Origin of the sequence: Ramlibacter aquaticus, assembly GCF_015159745.1 — a bacterium.
Classification (GTDB): Bacteria; Pseudomonadota; Gammaproteobacteria; order Burkholderiales; family Burkholderiaceae_C; genus Ramlibacter; species Ramlibacter aquaticus.
Genome location: NZ_JADDOJ010000021.1, coordinates 1 through 19283 on the forward strand (window position 1 = coordinate 1; position 19283 = coordinate 19283).

The 19283-nt window shown below is 75.2% G+C and carries 15 protein-coding genes; 6 read left to right on the top strand and 9 right to left on the bottom strand.

What is annotated here, in order from left to right; translation table 11 throughout:
* Nucleotide 1: 1 nt before the first annotated feature.
* Complete coding sequence (purT, locus tag IM725_RS07195) at nt 2–1210, top strand: formate-dependent phosphoribosylglycinamide formyltransferase (RefSeq protein WP_321576191.1); 1209 nt, start codon at nt 2–4, stop codon at nt 1208–1210.
* Between the two features lie 15 nt (nt 1211–1225).
* On the opposite strand, the gene IM725_RS20705 is transcribed toward purT, so the two are convergent.
* The 3 genes from IM725_RS20705 to IM725_RS20360 all read right to left on the bottom strand — a co-directional run bounded on the left by IM725_RS20705 (nt 1226) and on the right by IM725_RS20360 (nt 4430).
* Entirely contained in the window at nt 1226–2983 is a 1758-nt protein-coding gene (locus IM725_RS20705; RefSeq protein ID WP_193779900.1) for a methyl-accepting chemotaxis protein, read from the bottom strand.
* Between the two features lie 251 nt (nt 2984–3234).
* On the bottom strand, nt 3235–4176 hold the full coding sequence (locus tag IM725_RS07205; RefSeq protein ID WP_407692507.1) for a DMT family transporter: 942 nt from the start codon (nt 4174–4176) through the stop codon (nt 3235–3237).
* Nucleotides 4116–4430, bottom strand: a complete 315-nt coding sequence (locus IM725_RS20360; RefSeq protein ID WP_227753654.1) for a hypothetical protein — start codon at nt 4428–4430, stop codon at nt 4116–4118. Before IM725_RS20360 ends, IM725_RS07205 begins: the two co-directional genes overlap by 61 nt.
* Nucleotides 4431–4589: 159 nt before the next feature.
* On the opposite strand from IM725_RS20360, the gene IM725_RS07210 reads away from it, so the two are divergent.
* Nucleotides 4590–5948 carry a hypothetical protein gene (locus IM725_RS07210; protein WP_193779902.1) on the top strand — a complete coding sequence of 453 codons (1359 nt, stop codon included), beginning with the start codon at nt 4590–4592 and terminating at the stop codon, nt 5946–5948.
* Between the two features lie 30 nt (nt 5949–5978).
* Here IM725_RS07210 and IM725_RS07215 read toward each other — a convergent pair whose 3' ends face one another.
* Nucleotides 5979–6464: an Lrp/AsnC ligand binding domain-containing protein gene (locus tag IM725_RS07215; protein ID WP_193779903.1), complete on the bottom strand. Its 486-nt coding sequence runs from the start codon at nt 6462–6464 to the stop codon at nt 5979–5981.
* Between the two features lie 96 nt (nt 6465–6560).
* Here IM725_RS07215 and putA point away from each other — a divergent pair, with 96 nt between their 5' ends.
* Both putA and IM725_RS07225 read left to right on the top strand, forming a co-directional pair.
* On the top strand, nt 6561–10466 hold the full coding sequence (putA, locus tag IM725_RS07220; protein WP_227753655.1) for a trifunctional transcriptional regulator/proline dehydrogenase/L-glutamate gamma-semialdehyde dehydrogenase: 3906 nt from the start codon (nt 6561–6563) through the stop codon (nt 10464–10466).
* A 115-nt stretch (nt 10467–10581) separates the two neighbouring features.
* The gene (locus tag IM725_RS07225; RefSeq protein ID WP_193779905.1) at nt 10582–11463 is read left to right on the top strand and encodes a DMT family transporter; all 882 of its coding nucleotides are present in this window, start codon (nt 10582–10584) and stop codon (nt 11461–11463) included.
* A gap of 52 nt (nt 11464–11515) precedes the next feature.
* Here the strand turns inward: IM725_RS07225 and IM725_RS07230 are convergent, their stop codons facing one another.
* Nucleotides 11516–13021: an AMP-binding protein gene (locus IM725_RS07230; protein WP_193779906.1), complete on the bottom strand. Its 1506-nt coding sequence runs from the start codon at nt 13019–13021 to the stop codon at nt 11516–11518.
* 109 nt (nt 13022–13130) lie between these two features.
* On the opposite strand from IM725_RS07230, the gene IM725_RS07235 reads away from it, so the two are divergent.
* Both IM725_RS07235 and IM725_RS07240 read left to right on the top strand, forming a co-directional pair.
* Nucleotides 13131–13700, top strand: a complete 570-nt coding sequence (locus IM725_RS07235) for an ATP-binding cassette domain-containing protein (protein ID WP_193779907.1) — start codon at nt 13131–13133, stop codon at nt 13698–13700.
* A complete protein-coding gene (locus IM725_RS07240; RefSeq protein ID WP_193779908.1) occupies nt 13697–14461 on the top strand; it encodes a YecA/YgfB family protein in 765 nt (254 codons plus the stop codon). The genes IM725_RS07235 and IM725_RS07240 overlap by 4 nt, the downstream gene beginning before the upstream one ends.
* A 95-nt stretch (nt 14462–14556) precedes the next feature.
* On the opposite strand, the gene IM725_RS07245 is transcribed toward IM725_RS07240, so the two are convergent.
* The 4 genes from IM725_RS07245 to IM725_RS07260 all read right to left on the bottom strand — a co-directional run bounded on the left by IM725_RS07245 (nt 14557) and on the right by IM725_RS07260 (nt 19264).
* On the bottom strand, nt 14557–16983 hold the full coding sequence (locus tag IM725_RS07245) for an ATP-binding protein (protein WP_193779909.1): 2427 nt from the start codon (nt 16981–16983) through the stop codon (nt 14557–14559).
* Between the two features lie 140 nt (nt 16984–17123).
* Complete coding sequence (locus IM725_RS07250; RefSeq protein ID WP_193779910.1) at nt 17124–18041, bottom strand: tetratricopeptide repeat protein; 918 nt, start codon at nt 18039–18041, stop codon at nt 17124–17126.
* Between the two features lie 120 nt (nt 18042–18161).
* Nucleotides 18162–18431: a GIY-YIG nuclease family protein gene (locus IM725_RS07255; RefSeq protein ID WP_193779911.1), complete on the bottom strand. Its 270-nt coding sequence runs from the start codon at nt 18429–18431 to the stop codon at nt 18162–18164.
* Between the two features lie 2 nt (nt 18432–18433).
* Entirely contained in the window at nt 18434–19264 is an 831-nt protein-coding gene (locus tag IM725_RS07260) for an alpha/beta fold hydrolase (RefSeq protein WP_287065776.1), read from the bottom strand.
* Nucleotides 19265–19283: the final 19 nt, after the last annotated feature.

The following is a 19283-nucleotide window of genomic DNA, read 5'->3' on the forward strand; positions in this document are numbered from 1 at the left end:
GATAGGAACCCCGCTCTCCCCCTCCGCCACCCGCGTCATGCTGCTCGGCAGCGGCGAGCTGGGCAAGGAGGTGCTGATCGCCCTGCAGCGGCTGGGCGTGGAGACCATCGCCGTGGACCGCTACGCCCAGGCCCCCGGCCAGCAGGTGGCGCACCACGCCCACGTGATCGCGATGAGCGACCCCGACCAGCTGCGCGCGCTGATCGAGCGCGAGAAACCCGACCTGGTGGTGCCCGAGATCGAGGCCATCGCCACCCCGGTGCTGGAGGCGCTGGAGGCCGAGGGCCGCGCCACCGTGATCCCCACCGCGCGCGCCGCCCGCCTGACCATGGACCGCGAGGGCATACGGCGCCTGGCGGCCGAAACGCTGGGCCTGCCCACCAGCCCCTACCGCTTCTGCGATTCCATGGCCGAGCTGCAGGCCGCGATCGACGGCACCGACGGCCGGCCCGGCATCGGCTACCCCTGCATCGTCAAGCCGGTGATGAGCAGCAGCGGCAAGGGCCAGAGCAAGATCGACGGCCCCGCCGACGTGCGCAAGGCCTGGGACTACGCCATGGCCGGCGGCCGCGTGGGCCCGGGCCGGGTCATCGTCGAGGGCTTCATCGATTTCGACTACGAGATCACCCAGCTCACGGTGCGCGCGAACGGGCCCGGCGGCGAGGTGCAGACCCAGTTCTGCGACCCCATCGGCCACGTGCAGGTGAGCGGCGACTACGTGGAGAGCTGGCAGCCCCACCCCATGAGCGCCACGGCCCTGGCGCGCTCGCGCGAGATCGCCCGGGCGGTGACCGACAACCTGGGCGGGCGCGGCGTCTTTGGCGTGGAGCTCTTCGTCAAGGGCGACGATGTGTGGTTCTCCGAGGTCAGCCCCAGGCCGCACGACACCGGCATGGTGACCATGGCGACGCAGTGGCAGAGCGAATTCGAGCTGCACGCGCGGGCCATCCTGGGCCTGCCGGTGGACACCGCGCTCAAGAGCCCGGGCGCGAGCGCCGTGATCTACGGCGGCGTGGACGCGCAGGACATCGTCTTCGAGGGCGTGGCCGAGGCGCTGGCGGTGCCGAACTCGGACATCCGCCTGTTCGGCAAGCCCGAGAGCTTCACCCGGCGCCGCATGGGCGTGGCGCTGGTGCACGACGCGGACGTGGAGGTCGCGCGGCGGCAGGCCAAGCTCGCCGCCGGCAAGGTCAGGCCGCGCGCGGCCTGAGCCGGGCGGCGGCGCTCAGAAGCTTTCCCAGGCGCCCTCGTCGCCGGCGGCAGCCAGCGCCAGGGCCGGCGCCGGGGATTTCGGGGCGACGGGCGCCGCGCTGCGTGCGCGGGGCGCCACCGGCGCGGCGGCCGCTGCGGGCGGGCGCAGGCGCGAGAGGTCCGGCCGCTTCACCGCCATGGCGGGCTGCGCCGCGGCAGCGGGCGGGACGGGGGTGGCGCGGGCCGCGTGGCCCTGGCCGCGCAGCCTGAACACGCCCACCGCCTTCACCAGGTCCTGGGCCTGGCCGGACAGGCTGTTCGCCGCCGCGGCCATCTCCTCCACCAGCGCCGCGTTCTGCTGCGTCGCCTGGTCCATCTGCGTCACGGCCTCGCCCACCTGGGCCACGCCCTGGCTCTGCTCGCGGCTGGCGCCGCTGATCTCGGCCATCAGGTGCGTCACCCGCTCCACGCTGGCCACCACCTCGGCCATGGTGGCGCCGGCGCGGTCGGCCTGCGCGGTGCCCTGCTCGACGCGCGAGACGCTGTCGCTGATCAGGGTCTTGATCTCCTTGGCGGCATCGGCGCTGCGCTGCGCCAGGCTGCGCACCTCGCTGGCCACCACCGCGAAGCCGCGGCCCTGCTCGCCGGCGCGGGCCGCCTCCACCGCGGCGTTGAGCGCCAGGATGTTGGTCTGGAAGGCGATGCCGTCGATCACGTTGATGATGTCGGCGATGCGGCGCGAGGCTTCCGAGATGCCGCGCACGGTGCCCACCACCTCGCCCACCACCTCGCCGCCGCGGGCCGCGACGCCCGAGGCTTCCACGGCCAGGGCGTTGGCCTTCTGCGCGTTGTCGGCGTTCTGGCGCACGGTGGAGCCCAGCTGCTCCATGGAGGCCGAGGTCTCCTGGATGGCGCTGGCCTGCTTCTCGGTGCGGGCCGACAGGTCCTGGTTGCCCTGCGCGATCTGCGCGCTGGCGGTGGCGACGCCGTCGCTGCCCTCGCGCACGCTGCCCACCACCTTCTCCAGCGCATCGCGCATGCCGGCCAGGGCCGCCATCAGCACGGAGATCTCGTCGCGCCCGCGCACCTGCACCTCGTGGGTCAGGTCGCCCGCGGCCACGGCATTGGCCGCCGCCACGGCCTGGGCCAGCGCGCGGCTGATCGCACGCAGCAGCAGGAAGCCGGCGACCGACACCGCCAGCACGCCGGCGACCACGCCGAACAGCGCCAGCGACCGCACCATGGCGTAGCGCTTCTGGCTGTCGTCGTAGGCCTCCTTGGCCACGTCCATCTGCAGCTGCGCCAGCGCCTGGATGTCGTCGCGCAGCTTGGGGTACAGCGCCAGGTCCTTGTCCTGCACCAGCGCGCGCAGGGTCTTGACGTCGTCGGTCTTCATCGCGGCCAGGGCCGGGCGCAGGAACTGCTCGTTCCAGGCGGCCCGGTGCTGCTCGAAGCCCTTGGCCAGCTCGGTCTCGCGCGGGGTCAGGTAGGTCGACTTGTAGTCGGCCCAGGTCTTGTCCATCTCCTTTTCGGAGGCCTCGATGGTCTTCAGGCTCTCGGCCGTGCGCTCGGGCAGCACCGAGGGCAGCACGGCCAGGTAGCGGTTGCGCAGCGACAGGCGCTGCACGGTGAGCAGCTGCCCCAGGGGCACGGTGCGGTCCTCGTACACGGTGCGCAGGCTCTCGTTGCTGGCCGACAGGTTGCTCACGCCGATCCAGCCGCCGATCATGAGCGCCACCGCCATGAAGGCCGTCAGCAAGGCAAGTCGGGTCGATATCTTCAGTTGGTTCATGGGTTGTTCTTCCTTCGGGCTGGCCCCCGCGGGGCAGCCCCGCGTCGCGCCATGGCGATCGGCCACCCGGGACTGCGGCGGCCTGGTGGCGCGCACGGGCGTGCGGCGCCGGGTGAACGGGCGCCCCGGGCCCGCGGGCCGGGGCCGCCTTCCTCACTTCATCGGCAGTTTGGCGCTGCGCTTGAGCCCGGCATGGGCGGAAAAGAAGGCCGATGACGGGCTTTTCCCGACGCCAGCGCGGGCCGGCCCCCTCAGGCCCGCGACTGGCGCGCCCGCAGGGCCAGGGCCACCCCGCCCAGGGTGAGCGCCAGCGCGGCAGCCTCGCGCAGGCCCAGCGGCTCGCCCAGGCTGATCGCGGCGGCGACCACGCCGATGACTGGCGTGAGCAGGGTGCCGATGGCGGCGGCCGTGGGCGACAGCCGGGCCAGGGCCGCGAACCAGGCCAGGTAGCACAGGCCCATGGGCACCAGGGTCATGTAGGCCATCACCGCCGCGCCGCGCCAGCTCAGCGCGGCCAGCTGCGGGTGCTCCAGCGCCAGGCCCAGCACCAGCATGGGCGCGCAGCCGACCACCAGCTGCCAGGCCAGCCCCACCAGCGGCGGCAGCGGGGCCGGGCGCAGCACCGTGGTGCCCAGCGCGAAGAGCAGCGCGGCCGCCAGGGCGAAGGCCACGCCCAGGCCCTGGCCCGGCTGCAGGGCGGCGCTGCTGCCCAGGAACAGCAGGCCCACGCCGGCGAAGCACAGCGCCAGCCCCGCCAGGCTGGCCGGGCCCGGCCGCTGGCCGCGCAGCGGCCAGGCCAGCAGCGTGGCCCAGGCCGGCATGGTGTAGACCAGCAGCGCCGCCTGGTTCACCGCCAGCCAGCGCATGGCCAGGGTGCCCAGGCCCATCCAGGCGAAGATGTTGAAGGCGCCGCCCCAGGCGAGCTGCGGCCAGGCGCTGCGCGGCACCGCCAGGCGCTCGCCGCGGGCGGTGGCGATGGCCGCGAGCAGCAGCGCGGCGCACAGCCCCGAGGTGCCGCGCGCGAACAGCGGCGGCCACTCGCGCAGCAGCACCTTCATGGCCGGCCAGTTCAGGCCCCAGCCCAGCGAGGTGACGGCCAGGAAGGCGAGGCCGGCCAGGCGCGCGTCGCGCTTCAGGCGGCGTCCTCCGGGGCCTGCCAGCCCAGCAGCTCCGCCAGGCGGGTCACCACCCAGATCGGCTCGCCCGGCATCAGCCCGGCGTCCGTGCCGCCCAGCGCGCCCAGCAGCCCGGCCAGCACCTCGCGCGTGCCGCCGCCGGACTTGAACTGCGCCGTCGCCGCCTGCTCCACCAGCGCCTGGGCCAGGTCCTCGCACAGCTCGTAGCGCGCGCGCACCGCGTGAATCGGCTCGCGCAGCCGCAGGCCGGAGGGCGTGCTGTACAGCGCGAGAAAGGAAGGGGGCACCAGGATCTGGTTGCTGTCGTCCATCGGCAGCGAGCATACCCGGGGGCGCCAGCCGCCCCCCGCTGCTGGCCCGCGATCGGCGCAGCGCGCTGTAGGCCGGGGACTACCGGGGCCTGCGGCGGCGTCTGCTCCTGGCCCAGCCGTTTCGCGGCTCTGATGGGCTCACATCCACGAGAGGTCCCCATGCACCGTTTCATCCAGTTCGCCATCGCCCCGCTCGTGGCCGCCAGCCTGGCGGCGTGCGGCGGCGGGGGTGGCGCCCTAACCGCCACGGCATCCACGGCCTCGGCCGCAGCGGACAGCGGCCTGCTGTCGGACGCGTCGGCCGCCACGGCCCGGCTGGCGCCCGGCAGCGCGGCGGGCGGCACGGTCGCGGTGGCGGCCGGCACCCCGGCCGCCGCACCGTCCAGCCCGGCCAGCGCCGCCGTGCCCGGGCAGCCCGGGCTGCAGGCCCTGGCGCTGCCGCCCTATGCGGCGCCCGGGCTGCAGGCGGGCGCGTCCGTGGCCCTGGGCGCGCTGGACAACGGCGGCTTCGCGCTGGCCTGGCTGCTGCCCTCGACCGGCACGCCGGCCTCGCTGCGGGTGCAGGCCTTCGACCCGAGGGGCCAGGCCACCGGGGCCCCGCTCACCCTGCCGCTGGACCGGCCGCTGGCCGGCGCTGCGCTGGGCGTGCTGGGCGATGGCTCGGTGGTGGCGGCCTTCACGCAGGTGCAGGACGACACGGCGGCGGCGACCGAGACGCGCAGCCTGCTGCTCACCCGCTGGGACCGCAACGGCAGCCCGGTGGTGGCCGGCCAGCCGGTGCGCCAGGTCACGGCCAGCCTGATGGCCAGCGCCGGGCCCAGCGGCGAAGCGCGCGTGATCCCCACGCGCGACGGCGGCTTCGCCCTGGCCTGGCAGGAATCGGCGGTGGTGCCGGGCAGCACGCCTTTGCTCACGGCGCAGCTGCAGCGCTTCGACGCCGCCGGCGCCGCGCTGGGCGCCGCGCAGCTGCTGGACGACAGGCTCTCTCCCGCGCGGCAGCCGGACCTCTCGCGCATCGCCGCGCTGCCCGGCGGCGGCGTGCTGGTCCCGCGCCTGTTCAGTGCGCTGGACCCCTCCCCCGTGCTGGAGCTGGACTGGCGGCCGGTGGGCAGCGCGGGCCGCAGCGCCGCGGTCCCGGCGAACGCGCAGGCGGCCAGCGCGGGCGGGCTGCCCGTGGGCACGCAGCTGCAGCCGCTGGAGGGCGGCGGCTACATCGCCCTGCGGCCGGACGGGCTGCAGCGCTTCGGCAACGACGGACTGGCGCTGGGGCCGCTGTCGCCGCTGGCCCAGGGCGGCGCGCTGGTCGCGCTGCGGGGCGGCGGCTTCGTGGTGATCGGCTGGGACGGCAGCGCCCAGGCCTTCGATGCCCAGGCCCAGCCGGTGGGAGCGCGCCTCGCGCTGGCCCTGCCGCAGGCCCCCCAGCCGCCGCTGTCCAGCGCGCTCGCCAGCGGCGGCGTGGCCCAGGCGATGCCCGGCGATGCGCAGTTCAGCCTGGACCTGCTGCTGCCCACGCGCTGAGGCGGGCCGGCAGCGCGTGCGCCCTCCCGCTCAGGCCAGCGGGATGGGCAGCTTGCTGGAGTGCTTGACCTCTTCCATCACCGCGTAGGTGCGCGTCTCGCGCACGCCGGGCAGCTGCCACAGCACGGTGCCGGCGAAGCGCCGGTAGGCGTCCATGTCGGCGCAGCGGGTCTTGAGCAGGTAGTCGAAGCCGCCGGCCACCATGTGGCACTCCAGGATCTCAGGGTGCACCTGCACCGCGGCGCGGAACTCGTCGAACACGTTGGGCGTGGTGCGGTCCAGCAGCACCTCCACGAACACCAGCAGGCCCGCGCCCAGCAGGCGCGGGTTCAGCCGCGCCTCGTAGCCCTGGATGTAGCCCTCGCGCGTGAGCCGCTGCACCCGCGCCAGCACCGCCGTCGGCGAGAGCGAGACGGCCTCGGCCAGCTTGAGGTTGGAGATGCGGCCGTCGTCCTGCAGCTGGTGCAGGATGCGGCGGTCGGTGCGGTCCAGTTCGCCAGCCTGGGGGTCTGCCATGGTGAAAAACTCGTTGATGTCTTCTAAAAACCGAACAATATCCTAAGCGGAATCGGGACCATGGTGGAAGTTTCATCGAACCGTCAGGAGCCCGCCATGCCCGCCACCCTCAGCACCGACACCGCCCTGGACCCCGGCGCGCGCAGGGCGTCCGGCGAGGCGGCGCGACCCGTCCCGGCCGGGCCGGCCGCTGCCGGGCCGGCCCCCGTCGCGGCCCCGGGCGCCCGCCCTGCCGCGCGTGCGCGCTTCTTCGAGCCCTCCCCGGCGGCCGCCACGCCCTTGCGCCGCGCCGTCACCGCCGCCACCCGCATCCCCGAACCCGAGGCCGTGCAAGCCCTGCTGCCACACGCGCGCCTGGGCCCGCTGCACGCGGGCGTGCAGGCCCTGGCCCGGCGCCTGGCCGGCACGCTGCGCGAGCGTGGCTCCGCGGCCGGCCGCGCGGGCCTGGTGCAGGACCTGCTGCAGGAATACGCGCTCTCCTCGCAGGAGGGCGTGGCCCTGATGTGCCTGGCCGAAGCGCTGCTGCGCATCCCCGACAGCGCCACCCGCGACGCGCTGATCCGCGACAAGATCGCGCGCGGCCAGTGGCACACGCACCTGGGCCGCAGCCCCTCGCTCTTCGTCAACGCCGCGACCTGGGGCCTGCTGGTCACGGGCCGCCTGGCCGCCACCCACAGCGAGGACGGGCTCTCGGCCGCCGTGGGCCGGCTGGTCGCGCGCGGCGGCGAGCCGCTGGTGCGCAAGGGCGTGGACCTGGCCCTGCGCATGATGGGCGAGCAGTTCGTCACCGGCGAGACCATCGCCCAGGCCCTGCGCAACGCGGCCCCGCGCGAGGCCCAGGGCTTCCGCTACTCCTTCGACATGCTGGGCGAGGCCGCGCTGACGCAGGCCGATGCGCAGCGCTACCTGCGCGACTACGAACAGGCCATCGACGCCATAGGCCGCGCCAGCGCAGGCCGGGGCTTCCTCGACGGCAACGGCATCTCGGTCAAGCTCTCGGCCCTGCACCCGCGCTACAGCCGCGCGCAGGCCGACCGGGTGATGAACGAACTGCTGCCGGTGCTGCTGGGGCTGTGCGAGCAGGCCCGCCGCCACGGCATCGGCCTGAACATCGACGCCGAGGAGGCCGACCGCCTCGAGCTCTCGCTGGACCTGCTGGAGGCGCTGTGCCAGGCGCCGACGCTGGCCGGCTGGGACGGCCTGGGCTTCGTGGTGCAGGCCTACCAGAAGCGCTGCCCGGCCGTGATCGACGTGCTGGTGGACCTGGCCCGCCGCTCGGGCCGGCGGCTGATGGTGCGCCTGGTCAAGGGCGCCTACTGGGACAGCGAGATCAAGCGCGCGCAGGTGGACGGCCAGGACGACTACCCCGTCTACACCCGCAAGGCGCACACCGACGCCGCCTACATCGCCTGTGCGCGCCGGCTGCTGGCCGCGCCGCGCGAGATCTTCCCGCAGTTCGCGACGCACAACGCGCACACCGTGGCCGCGATCCACGCGCTGGCCGACCCGGCCGCGTGGGTGCCCGGGCAGTACGAGTTCCAGTGCCTGCACGGCATGGGCGAGCCGCTGTACGAGCAGGTGGTGGCCGACCCGGCCCAGGGCGGGCTGGGCCGGCCCTGCCGCATCTACGCGCCGGTGGGCACGCACGAGACCCTGCTGGCCTACCTGGTGCGGCGCCTGCTGGAGAACGGCGCCAACACCTCCTTCGTGCACCGCATCGCCGACGACACGCTGCCCCTGGACGAGCTGGTGCGCGACCCGGTGGAGCAGATCGATGCCTGGGCCGCGGCCGAGGGCCGGGCCGGGCTGCCGCACCCGGCGATCCCGCTGCCGCGTGCGCTCTACGGCGCGGGCCGCGCCAATTCGCGCGGGCTGGACCTGGCCAGCGAGGCCACGCTGCAGGCGCTGGCCTCGGACTTTGGCGACGCCGCCTGCGCGCCGCCGGTGCAGGCCCCGCCGCTGCTGGCGGCCGCGCCGCGGGGCACTGGGGCGGATAGCGCCGCACAGGTGGAGGCGGCCCCCACCGCGATGCGCGCTGTCACCAACCCGGCCGACCGACGCGACACCGTGGGCTTCACCCGCGACGCCACGCCCGCGGAAGTTCACGCCGCGCTGGACGCGGCCTGCGCCGCCGCGGCCGCCTGGGCCGCCACCGCGCCCGCGGCGCGCGCCCAATGCCTGGAGCGCGCCGCCGATGCGCTGGAAGCCGCCATGCCGCGCCTCATGCAGCTGCTGATGCGCGAGGCCGGCAAGACGGCGGCCAACGCGGTGGCCGAGGTGCGCGAGGCGGTGGACTTCCTGCGCTACGACGCGCGGCAGCTGCGCACGCACTTCGACAACGCGACGCACGTCCCGCTCGGGGCCGTGGCCTGCATCAGCCCCTGGAACTTCCCGCTCGCGATCTTCACCGGCCAGGTGGCGGCCGCGCTGGCGGCCGGCAACGTGGTGCTGGCCAAGCCCGCCGAGCAGACGCCGCTGGTGGCGGCCGAAGCGGTGCGCCTGCTGTGGGCCGCGGGCGTGCCGCAGGCCGCGCTGCAGCTGCTGCCGGGCGACGGCGCCGTGGTGGGGGCGGCGCTGGTGGCCGACCCGCGGGTGCAGGGCGTGCTCTTCACCGGCTCGACCGAGGTCGCGCGGCTGCTGCAGCGCGCGCTGGCCGGCCGTTGCACGCCGGCCGGCCGCGCGGTGCCGCTGATCGCCGAGACGGGCGGCCAGAACGCCATGCTGGTGGACTCCTCCGCGCTGGCCGAGCAGGTGGTGGGCGACGTGCTGGCCTCGGCCTTCGACAGCGCCGGCCAGCGCTGCTCCGCGCTGCGCGTGCTGTGCGTGCAGGAGGAGGCCGCCGACAGGCTGCTGGCCATGCTCCGCGGCGCGATGGCCGAGCTGCGCGTGGGCGACCCGGCGCTGCTGGCCACCGACGTGGGCCCGGTGATCGACGAGGACGCGCGTGCAGGCATCGAAGCCCACCTGGCGGCGATGCGGGCCCGCGGCCGCTGCGTGCACGCCGTGCCCGGTCACGCGCCGCAGCCGCTGGCGGGCGGCAGCTTCGTGCTGCCCACGCTGGTGGAGATCGAATCCATCGCCGAGCTGGAACGCGAGGTCTTCGGGCCGGTGCTGCACCTGCTGCGCTACAGGCGCGAGGACCTGGACGGGCTGCTGGCGCAGATCAATGCCACCGGCTACGGGCTCACCCTGGGCCTGCACACGCGCATCGACGAGACCATCGCACGGGTCAGCGCGGCGGCGCACGCGGGCAACGTGTACGTGAACCGCAACATGGTGGGCGCGGTGGTGGGCGTGCAGCCCTTCGGCGGCGAGGGCCTGTCGGGCACCGGGCCCAAGGCGGGCGGGCCGCTCTACCTGTACCGCCTGCTGCAGCGCGTGCCGCACGACGTGGCACTGCGGGCGCTGGCCGACAGTGCGGGCGCGGGCACGGCGTCCGCCCCGGCGGCCGAGCCGGCCGGGCCTGCGGCCCGCGCGCTGGCGGCGTGGGCGCGCAGCCGCCACCCCGAGCTCGCGGGCGCGCTGGCGCGGCTGGCCGCGCGCGTGCCCGGCCGCGCGGGCGTCGAGCTGCGCGGCCCGACCGGCGAACGCAACCTCTACAGCCTGCAGCCGCGCGAGGCGGTGCTGTGCCTGGCCGAGGCGCCCGCCGACCGCCTGCTGCAGCTGGCCGCGGTGCTGGCCGCCGGCAGCAGCGCCGTCTGGCCGGCGCAGGCCCAGGCCCTGCGCGCCAGCCTGCCCGCCGCGGTGCAGGCCTGCGTGGCGGTCGCACGCGACCCCTTCGCGCCCGGCGTCGCCTTCGACGCCGTGCTGCTGCACGGCAGCCTGCACGAACTGGCCGTGGTGCAGCAGCGCCTCGCGCAGCGCCCGGGCGCCGTGGTGCCGGTGGAGCGGCTCGCGCCCGGCGAAGAGGCGATCCCCATGGAGCGCCTGCTGGTGGAGCGCTCGCTGTCCGTCAACACCGCGGCCGCGGGCGGGAATGCGACGCTGATGACCCTGGGCTGAGCGCAGGCGCTGCCGGCCGCGCGGCCACGCGCCCCGGCGCAGGGGCCGCGCCACTCCGCACGGCCCGGGCCACGGGGCCCGTGCGCCGGCCCGGGTGCGCGACAATCGGCGAGGCATGCAGTCCCGCCATTTCATCCAGATCGTCCTGCTCTCCGCCATCTGGGGCGGCTCCTTCCCCCTGATCCGCATCGCGGCCCCCGCCTTCGGGCCCGTGCCCATGGCGCTGCTGCGCTGCGTGCTGGCGGCCGTGGTGCTCGCCGCCCTGATGCGCGCCACGCGCCAGCCCTGGCCGCAGCGCAAGCACTGGCGCGCCATCGTGGTGCTGTGCCTGCTGACGGTGGTGCTGCCCTTCCTGTGCTTCAACGCCGCCGGCCTGGTGCTGCCGGCCGGGTATTCGGCGGTGCTCAATGCCACGGTGCCCCTGTTCGGCGTGATGGCGGCCGCGATCTCGGGTGACGAGCGGCTCACCGCCCGGCGCCTCGCGGGCTGCGCCGTCGGCCTGGGCGGCGTGGCCCTGCTGGTGCAGCTGGGGCCGGTGGCCGCCGACTGGCGCGTGAGCCTGGGCGTGGCCGCCTGCGTGGTCGCCTCGGCCTGCTACGGTTTCGGCTCGGTGCTGATGAAGCGCGCCACCGAGTTGCACCATCCGCTGCCGGCCTCGGCCGCGGTGCACGTGGCGGCCTCGGCCGTGCTGCTGCTGCCGGCCGCCGCCTTCATGCCCCAGGTGCAGTGGCGCACGGACGCCCTGCTCGCCATCGCGGTGCTGGGCGCCTTCACCTCCGGCCTCATCTACTGGATCAGCATGCGGCTGATGCGCGAGATCCCGGCCAGCTCGGCGACCTCCTCAGCCTTCCTGATCCCGCTCTTCGGCGTGACCTGGGGCGGGCTGTTCCTGGGCGAGCCCTTCACGCCCGGCATGCTGCCCGGCGTGCTGCTGGTGCTGCTGGCCTCGGCCCTGGTGACCGGCTTCAACCCGCTGCAGGCCCTGCGCGGGCGCTGAGGCGCGACGGGGCGGCGGCGAGCACGCGGCGGCCGGGCCACCGCGATGCGGATCACCCTGCCTGCAGCAGCCGGCGCAGCTCCGTCTTCAGCACCTTGCCGTAGTTGTTCTTGGGCAGCGCGGCGACGAAGCGGTAGTGCTTGGGCCGCTTGAAGCGGCCGATGTGCGCCAGGCAGTGCGCGTCCAGGGCCTCGGCCGTGGGGGTCTCGCCGGGCCCCGCGACCACGAAGGCCACCACCACCTCGCCCCATTCGGCATCGGGCGCCCCCACCACCGAGACCTCGGCCACGCCCGGGGCCTGCAGCAGCACCTCCTCGACCTCGCGCGGGTAGATGTTGGAGCCGCCGCTGATGACCAGGTCCTTGCTGCGGTCGCGCAGGGTGAGGAAGCCCTCCTCGTCCAGCGAGCCCATGTCGCCGGTGGCCAGCCAGCCGCCGCGCAGCGCGGCCTGCGTGGCGGCCTCGTCGCGCCAGTACCCGGCCATGACGGTGTCGCCGCGCACCAGCACCTCGCCGACCTCGCCCACCGGCAGCGGCTGGCCCTGCGCGTTGGCCACGCGCACCTCCACCGGCGTCTGCGCGATGCCCACCGAGGCCAGCCGCTGCGCATGGCGCGGGTGCGTGCCGTCCGTGATCTGCGCACGCGAGAGCGCGGTGATGACCATGGGGCTCTCGCCCTGGCCGTAGATCTGCACGAAGCGCGGCCCCATCACGCGCAGCGCGCGCTGGATGTCGGCGACGTACATGGGCGCCCCGCCGTAGACGATGGTCTTGAAGCCCTCGCTGCCCTCGCCGCTGGCCTCGGCGTGCGCCACCAGGCGGCGCACGATGGTGGGCGCGGCGAACATGGCCAGCCGCCCCACGCTGCGCGAGAGCGCGAACAGCTCGGGGGCGTCGAAGCCGCCCGAGGCCGGCACCAGGTGGCGGGCGCCGGCGATCACGTGCGGGATGGCGTACAGGCCGGCGCCGTGCGACATGGGCGCGGCATAGACGATGGCGTCGCGCGCATCCACCGCATCCACGTCGGCGAAGTAGCCCAGGCCCATGGCCAGCAGGTTGCGATGCGTGAGCATCACGCCCTTGGGCTTGCCGGTGGTGCCGCTGGTGTAGAAGAGCCAGGCCAGCGCGTCCGGCCCGCGCTCTTCGATCTCCATGGGCGGGCCGTCCAGCAGCGCCGCGTAGGCCGGCCCGGTGACGTCGACGATGGGCACCTGCAGCGCCAGGTCCGCCTCCAGCCCGGGCGTGACGAAGACCTGGCGCGCCTGCGCGTGCTCCACGATCCAGGCGGCCTCGCGCGGGTGCAGCTTGGCGTTCATGGGCACCACCGCCAGCCCGGCCCACCAGGCGCCGTACACCAGCTCCAGGTAGGCCGGATGGTTGTGCATGAAGAGCGCGATGCGGTCGCCGGGCGCCAGGCCCTGGGCGCGCAGCGCGTGGGCGAGCCGGGCGCAGCGCGCGGCCCAGGCGCCGTAGGTGTGCAGCAGGCGGCCGCCGTGGAGGATGGCGGGGCGGTCGGGGTCGGCGCGGGCGATCCGCGCCAGGGTCTGGGCGAGGTTCATGGTCAGGCGCCGATGATGCCGCATGCGCCAGGTGCCCTGGCGCCGCCGCAGGGTGCGTCATGCGGGGTGCCCGGGGGCGGGCTGCACGCTGCAGGCATGATGCGGCCCCATGGTCGTGCTGCCTTCCTCCCTCCTTCCGCTGCCCGCGGGCCTGGTCGCCGTCACCGGCGACGAGGGCACGGGCAAGACCCGCCTGCTGCGCCGCCTGGGCGGCGACATCGCGCCCGCGCCCGGCGATCCCGCGCTGCCCGACGGGCTCTGGCTGGACCTGGCCCTGCCGGGACGCGACGCGGACACGCCCGCCGCGGTCTGGCGCGACCTGCAGGCGCGCTGCCCGGGCTGGGACGGCGCGCGGTGCGAGGAACTCGCACAGGCGCTGGGCCTGACGCCGCACCTGGACAAGCAGCTCTTCATGCTTTCCACCGGCAGCCGGCGCAAGGTCGCGTTGGCCGGGCTTCTGGCGGCCGGCGCCCGGGTCACCTGCCTGGACCAGCCCTTCGCCGCGCTGGACGCGGGCTCGGTGCGGGTGCTGCTGGAGGTGCTGGCCGAGGCCGCGGGCCCGGCGGCAGCGCCGGCCGGGCGCACCTGGGTGGTGGCCGACTATGGGGCCGATCCGCGCCTGCACTGGCAGCGCATCGTCAGCCTGGACGGCGGCGCGGGCGGCACAATCCCGGGATGAACGAGACACCGCAAGCGCTGGAGCCGCTGACCGCCGAGGACTACGACGCGCTGGACGCCGAACTCGACGCGATGCGCGAGCAGGACGAGGAAATCCCGCAGTGGGAGTTCTGCGAGGGCTTCATGGCCGCGCTGGTGTGCTGCCGCCGCAGCGTGCCGCCCGAGGACTACTGGCCCGTGCTGCTGGGCGAGACCTTCCAGCCCATGGCCCACATGGAATTCGTGTGGCGCTGGCGCCGCCGCTGGGCCGAGATCGAGGCCGCGCTGGACGCGCCGGTGGAGACGCTGGACGACGAGCGCACCTTCCAGCCCGAGATGCTGGACACGCGCGGCGCGGTGCTGTCCATGCCGGAGGAGGAGCGCCCCGAGGTGCCCGCCGCCGAGCTGCCGGCCTACGGGCAGGTCTGGGCCCTGGGCTTCATGTACGCGGTGGAAAGCTGGCCCGAGGACTGGGCGGCGCCGCGCGAACGCGAGGCGGCCGGCATGCTGGACGATGCGCTGCAGTGCATCGTGGCGCTGACCGAGGGCGACGACGCGCCGCCCGCCGTGTCCATGCTGAGCGAGGACGGCCCGCCCAGCGTGAGCGAGCGCCGGCTGGACGACATCGGCGCCGCGATCTGGGCGGTGTACGACCTGCGCCAGCTGTGGAAGAGCCTGGGCCCGCGGGTGGAGCAGGTGCGCCGCGCGGACACGCCCGGCCGCAACGACCCCTGCCCCTGCGGCAGCGGGAAGAAATTCAAGAAGTGCCACGGCGCGGGCTGAGCCGCCGGGCCGCCGTTCGTTGACCCGCCGGCTGCGCGGCCGGTCTCGTCAGGGCGGGCGGCTTTCTCGCTGCACCTCCGAGGGCGACGCGGCGGCTATCGCTGCGCCGCCTGCTCCAGCCAGTGCGCCACCCGCTCCGCGAGCATCTGCCCGTCGATGGGCTTGGCGAGGTAGTCGTCCATGCCGGCGGCGAGGCAGCGCGCCCGGTCCTCGACCGAGGCGTTGGCCGTGAGCGCCACGATGGGCATGGCCAGCCCCGCGCTGCGGAGTTCGCGCGCGGCCTCGTAGCCGTCCATGACCGGCATCTGGCAATCCATCAGCACCAGGTCGAAGGCGGCTTCGCGGCAGGCAGTCACGGCCTGCGCGCCGTCCTCGGCCAGGGTCACCTGGGCGTGGCCGGCGCGCGCCAGCAGGCCCTCGACCACCATCCGGTTCACCGCGTTGTCCTCGACCACCAGGATGCGCCCGCGGGCCGTGCCGGCCGCGCCGGCGCCCGCCGCCATGGCCAGGGCAGCCTCCGGCGCGTCCGCGCGCAGCGGCAGGTCCAGGGTGAAGGTGGCGCCCTGGCCAGGCTCGCTCTCCACCGTGATGTCGCCGCCCATGAGCCGCGCGAGCTCGCGCGAGATGGCCAGGCCCAGGCCGGTGCCGCCGTGGCGACGGGTGCTGCCCGCCTCCACCTGCGTGAAGCGCTTGAACAGGCGCGCCTGGTCCGCCGGGCTGATGCCGATGCCGGTGTCGCGCACCGCGATGCGCAGGCGCTCGCCCGCCACCACGCCGGCCTGCAGCGTGATGCGCCCGCTCGGGGTGAACTTCACGGCGTTGCCCAGCAGGTTGGTCAGCACCTGGCGCAGGCGCTGGCCGTCGCCGCGCACCGCGTCCGGCAGCCCCGCCGAGAGCGAGAACTCCAGCGCGAGGCCACGCTCGCGCGCCTTGATGCCCACCACCGCGGCCACGTCCTCCAGCAGGGCGTGCAGGGCCACGCGCTCCTCGCGCAGCTCCAGCCGCCCGGCCTCGATCCGCGAGACGTCCAGCACGTCGTCCACCAGGCCCAGCAAGGCGGCCGCGCAGCTGTCCAGCACGCCCAGCCAGGCGCGCTGCTGCGCGTCCAGCGGGCTGTCGGCCAGCATCCGGCTGATGCCGATGACGCCGTGGATGGGCGTGCGGATCTCGTGGCTCATGGTGGCCAGGAATTCGCTCTTGGCCCGGTTGGCGCTCTCGGCCGCCTGCAGCGCGGCCTCACGCGCGACGCGGGCCTGCATGCGTTCGTCGATGTTGCAGGAGGTGCCGACCAGGCGCGTGGCGCGGCCGCTGGCGTCGCGCTCGGCCACGCGGTACTGGGTGAGCAGCCACACGGTGCGCCCGTCGGCCAGCGGCAGCGCGTGCTCGACGCTGATGCGGTCCACCTCGCCCTTGAGCAGGGGCACCGCGAGCCGGCCCGGCGCACGGCCGTCCGCCAGGCGCGTGGCCGAGAGCGCGTCGCCCAGGCTGCGCCAGTCGGGCAGGCCCAGGGCCTCGGGCCAGCCGGGCGAGGCCTGCACTTCACGGGTGGCGAGGTCCATCTCCCACACGCCCATGCGCGCGGCGTCCAGGGCCAGCGCCAGCATGCCCCGGCTGCGCGCGAGTTCCGCCGTGGCCTGGCGCGCCACCGTCACGTCGGTGTAGGTGATGACCAGCCGCCCGTCGGGCATCACCGCACCGTGGCGCTCCACGATGCGGCCGTCGGGCAGGCGGCGGTCGTAGCGCGCCCGGGTCGGGTCGGTGGCCCCGCGCAGGCGCTCTGCGGTGAGCTCCTCGGGGCGGCCCGGGCCGTAGAAGCCCCGGCTCGCCAGGTGCGCGGCCAGGGTGCCGTAACTGGCGTCCGGCGCTTCCAGCAGGTGGTCCGGCAGGCCCATGTAGTCGCGCACCAGCGGGTTGCTGAGCTCGTGCCGCAGCTGCGGATCGAAGACCGCGAGGCCGGCCGGCATGTGCTGGATCACGTCCTGCAGCAGCTGCGTGCGTCCCTCGGCCAGGGCCACGGCTTCGTGCTCGCGCTGGCGCAGCAGCAGCACCTGCACCAGGCGCGCGGCCATGCGCTCCAGCAGCGCGGCCTGCGCCGGCGGCAGGCGGCCTGGCCGGTCCCAGAGCAGGCACAGCGCGCCCACCCGCTCGCCGTCGGGCATGCACAGCGGGGCGCCCACGTAGTGCGCGATGTGGGGCGCTTCGCGCACGCAGGCGGACTCACGGAAGCGCGGGTCCTGCGCGGCGTCCTCGACCTCGAAGACGGCGTCGGCCAGGATGGTGAAGGCGCAGAAGTTGCCCTCGCGCGGGAACTTGCGCCCGGCCGGCAGGCCCAGCGCCGACTGCACCCAGATGTGGTCCTCGCCGACCAGCGTGAGCATGGCGTACTGCGCGCCCGCCATCTCGCCCATCAGTTCGACCAGCCCGTCCAGCACCGGCTCGGGCTGCCGGTCCGCCAGGTCCAGGGCCTGCACGCGCCGCAGCCGCGTCGATTCCAGTGCCTGCGGCTCCGCCCTCTCGCCCATGCCATGCTCCCTGACGAACATGGCGCCGGACGACAGCCGGTGATTCCAGTCCGAAAGTTGTAACGTAAGGCAGTGTTCCGGGCCGGGATTAGGGAATTTGCTCAAGTGCGGCCCCGGTCATGGGCCGCACTTGACCTGGATCAACTGTCCCAGTCGCTGCTGCCGCCGCCGGCCCCGCCGTCGTCCCAGGAGCCGGCATCGCCGATGCCGAAATCCTGGCCGCCCATGTCGTTGTTGACCGAGGGGTCCAGCATGCCGTTGCCCTCGGCGCCGCCCATGGGGCCCAGGGCCGGGTTGCCCTCGATCGGGTTGCCCCGGTGGTCGAACATGCGGTGGCCGATCTCCTCGGCCGCCACCACGCCGGCACCGACGGCCAGGCCGGTCGCCAGGCCACGGCCCAGCGAGCTGCCGAGCCCGCCCTGCGGCTGTGCCGCGCCGGGACCGTAGCCAGGGGCATAGCCAGGCGGGTAGGCCCCCGGGCCGTAGCCGGGCGGCGGGTAGCCGCCGGGCCCGGCATAGGGACCGCCGGGACCGCCCATGCCACCCATGCCGCCCGCCATCGCGTCGGGCGGGTTGCGCCTGCGCATGAAGGCGGTCGCCGCCACGATCACCAGCACCAGCAGCGCGAGCAGGCCCCAGGGGAAGTGCGAGGCGGCGGGCGCGGGCGCCGGCTGCGGCGCCACGCTGCGGGCCGACTCGCCCAGGCCGCGCGTGGCGGCGCCGCCGCTGGGCACGGCCACCTCGCGCCGCAGGGCCTGCACCGCCTCGGGCTTGGCGAAGGGCAGGCCCGGGGCCAGGCGCTCGGCCTCGGCAAGCTCGCGCCGCGCCACGGCGGCATCGCCCTCGCGCGCCGCCAGCTCGGCCTTCACGTAGTGCGCCTTGCCGCTGTTGGGGTGGCGCTGCAGCACCTCGCCGATCATGCGGTCGGCCTGCTGCATCTGGCCGCTGGAGGCGGCCTGGTAGATCTGGTCGATGGTGGGCTCGCCCTGGCTCCATGCGGGCCCGGCGAGCAGCAGGGCGGACAGGACCAGGCCGGCCCAGGCGGCGGACTTTCTCATGGCATTGCTTCCTTTCATGGCCATAGCCTGCACAGATGGGGGCTGCAGGGGCGTGGGACAAGGGGTTGCGCCGCCGCAGGCGCAGGTCCCATGCACAGGGGCGGCACGGTCAGCCCACGGTCAGCCGGGCGGCTCGAAGAACGCGGGCTTGCGCGCGCGCGGCAGGGCTTTGAGGCACAGCTCCGCGCGCAGGGCCTCGCCCTTGCTGGGGTAGGCGCGCGCGGCCAGCACGCGCAGCGGCGGCCAGGCCCGCGTGAACTTCGCGCCGCGCCCGAACAGGTGCTGGTAGAAGCGCGCCTCCACGTCGAGCGCGACGCCGGCGTAGTAGGCACCGCCCTCGCACTCCAGCAGGTAGAGCCACCAGGGCCGGTCCGGCGCGGGCGCCTGCATGCTCAGGCCAGGAAACGGGCGATGCGCGCGAGCACGTCCTCGCTGCGCTCGCGGTGCGGGAAGTGGCCGGTCTGCGCCAGGATCTCCAGCTGCACCGGGCCGCCGCAATGCGCGGCGATCAGCTGCGCATGCACGGTGGCGCCGTAGGGGTCCGAGTCGCCGTGCAGCACCAGCACCGGCGCACGCACGCGCGGCAGCTGCTCGACCATGCTCCAGCGGGCGAAGTCCGGGTGCAGCCAGGTGTCAATCCAGGCGTCCAGCACCCAGCGGGTGCGCGGGCCGTGGTAGCGGGCCAGGCGCTCGAACTGCGCCGGGTCGCGGAAGGCCTCGCGCGCCTCGCGGATGCCCTGCAGCGTGGTGGCCTCGGCGAAGACCTGCGACGCGAGCGTGACCACCGCCTCGCAATCGCCCGCGAAGTCCATGGCGGCGTGCAGCGCCATGCCGCCGCCCACGCTGTGCCCCAGCGCCACGAAACGCGAGAAGCCCAGCTGGTCGCGCAGCGCCGGCAGCACGGCCTGCGCCTCGCCGGCGACGAAGCCCACGCCGGGCAGTGGAACGCGCGGGTCCGAAGCGCCGAATCCCCAGCGGTCGTAGGCCAGCACGCGCCGGCCGGTGGCCACCGCCAGCTGGGCGGGCCAGTCGCGCCAGAGCGCCACGCTGCCCAGCGAATCATGGAACAGCAGCAGCGGCGCCGGCGCGCCATCCCGGTCGCTGCCCGCCGGCGTCCAGCTGCGCGCGAAGAGGCGCACGCCATCGGGCAGCAGCAGGCTGTGGTCCTGCGCCTGGACCTGGCCCTGCGGCACGCCGGGCGGCTGCGCTTGGGCCGGGCTCACGGCCGGCCTCCGGCCGGGG

What these genes read in the sequence shown, in the direction of transcription:
- IM725_RS07240 (WP_193779908.1), top strand. Translation starts at nt 13,697, where the DNA reads ATGAACGAGACACCGCAAGCGCTGGAGCCGCTGACCGCCGAGGACTAC.
- IM725_RS07225 (WP_193779905.1), top strand. Translation starts at nt 10,582, where the DNA reads ATGCAGTCCCGCCATTTCATCCAGATCGTCCTGCTCTCCGCCATCTGG.
- IM725_RS07235 (WP_193779907.1), top strand. Translation starts at nt 13,131, where the DNA reads ATGGTCGTGCTGCCTTCCTCCCTCCTTCCGCTGCCCGCGGGCCTGGTC.
- IM725_RS20360 (WP_227753654.1), bottom strand. Translation starts at nt 4,430, where the DNA reads ATGGACGACAGCAACCAGATCCTGGTGCCCCCTTCCTTTCTCGCGCTG.
- IM725_RS07255 (WP_193779911.1), bottom strand. Translation starts at nt 18,431, where the DNA reads ATGCAGGCGCCCGCGCCGGACCGGCCCTGGTGGCTCTACCTGCTGGAG.
- IM725_RS20705 (WP_193779900.1), bottom strand. Translation starts at nt 2,983, where the DNA reads ATGAACCAACTGAAGATATCGACCCGACTTGCCTTGCTGACGGCCTTC.
- IM725_RS07210 (WP_193779902.1), top strand. Translation starts at nt 4,590, where the DNA reads ATGCACCGTTTCATCCAGTTCGCCATCGCCCCGCTCGTGGCCGCCAGC.
- IM725_RS07215 (WP_193779903.1), bottom strand. Translation starts at nt 6,464, where the DNA reads ATGGCAGACCCCCAGGCTGGCGAACTGGACCGCACCGACCGCCGCATC.
- IM725_RS07245 (WP_193779909.1), bottom strand. Translation starts at nt 16,983, where the DNA reads ATGGGCGAGAGGGCGGAGCCGCAGGCACTGGAATCGACGCGGCTGCGG.
- IM725_RS07230 (WP_193779906.1), bottom strand. Translation starts at nt 13,021, where the DNA reads ATGAACCTCGCCCAGACCCTGGCGCGGATCGCCCGCGCCGACCCCGAC.
- IM725_RS07250 (WP_193779910.1), bottom strand. Translation starts at nt 18,041, where the DNA reads ATGAGAAAGTCCGCCGCCTGGGCCGGCCTGGTCCTGTCCGCCCTGCTG.
- putA (WP_227753655.1), top strand. Translation starts at nt 6,561, where the DNA reads ATGCCCGCCACCCTCAGCACCGACACCGCCCTGGACCCCGGCGCGCGC.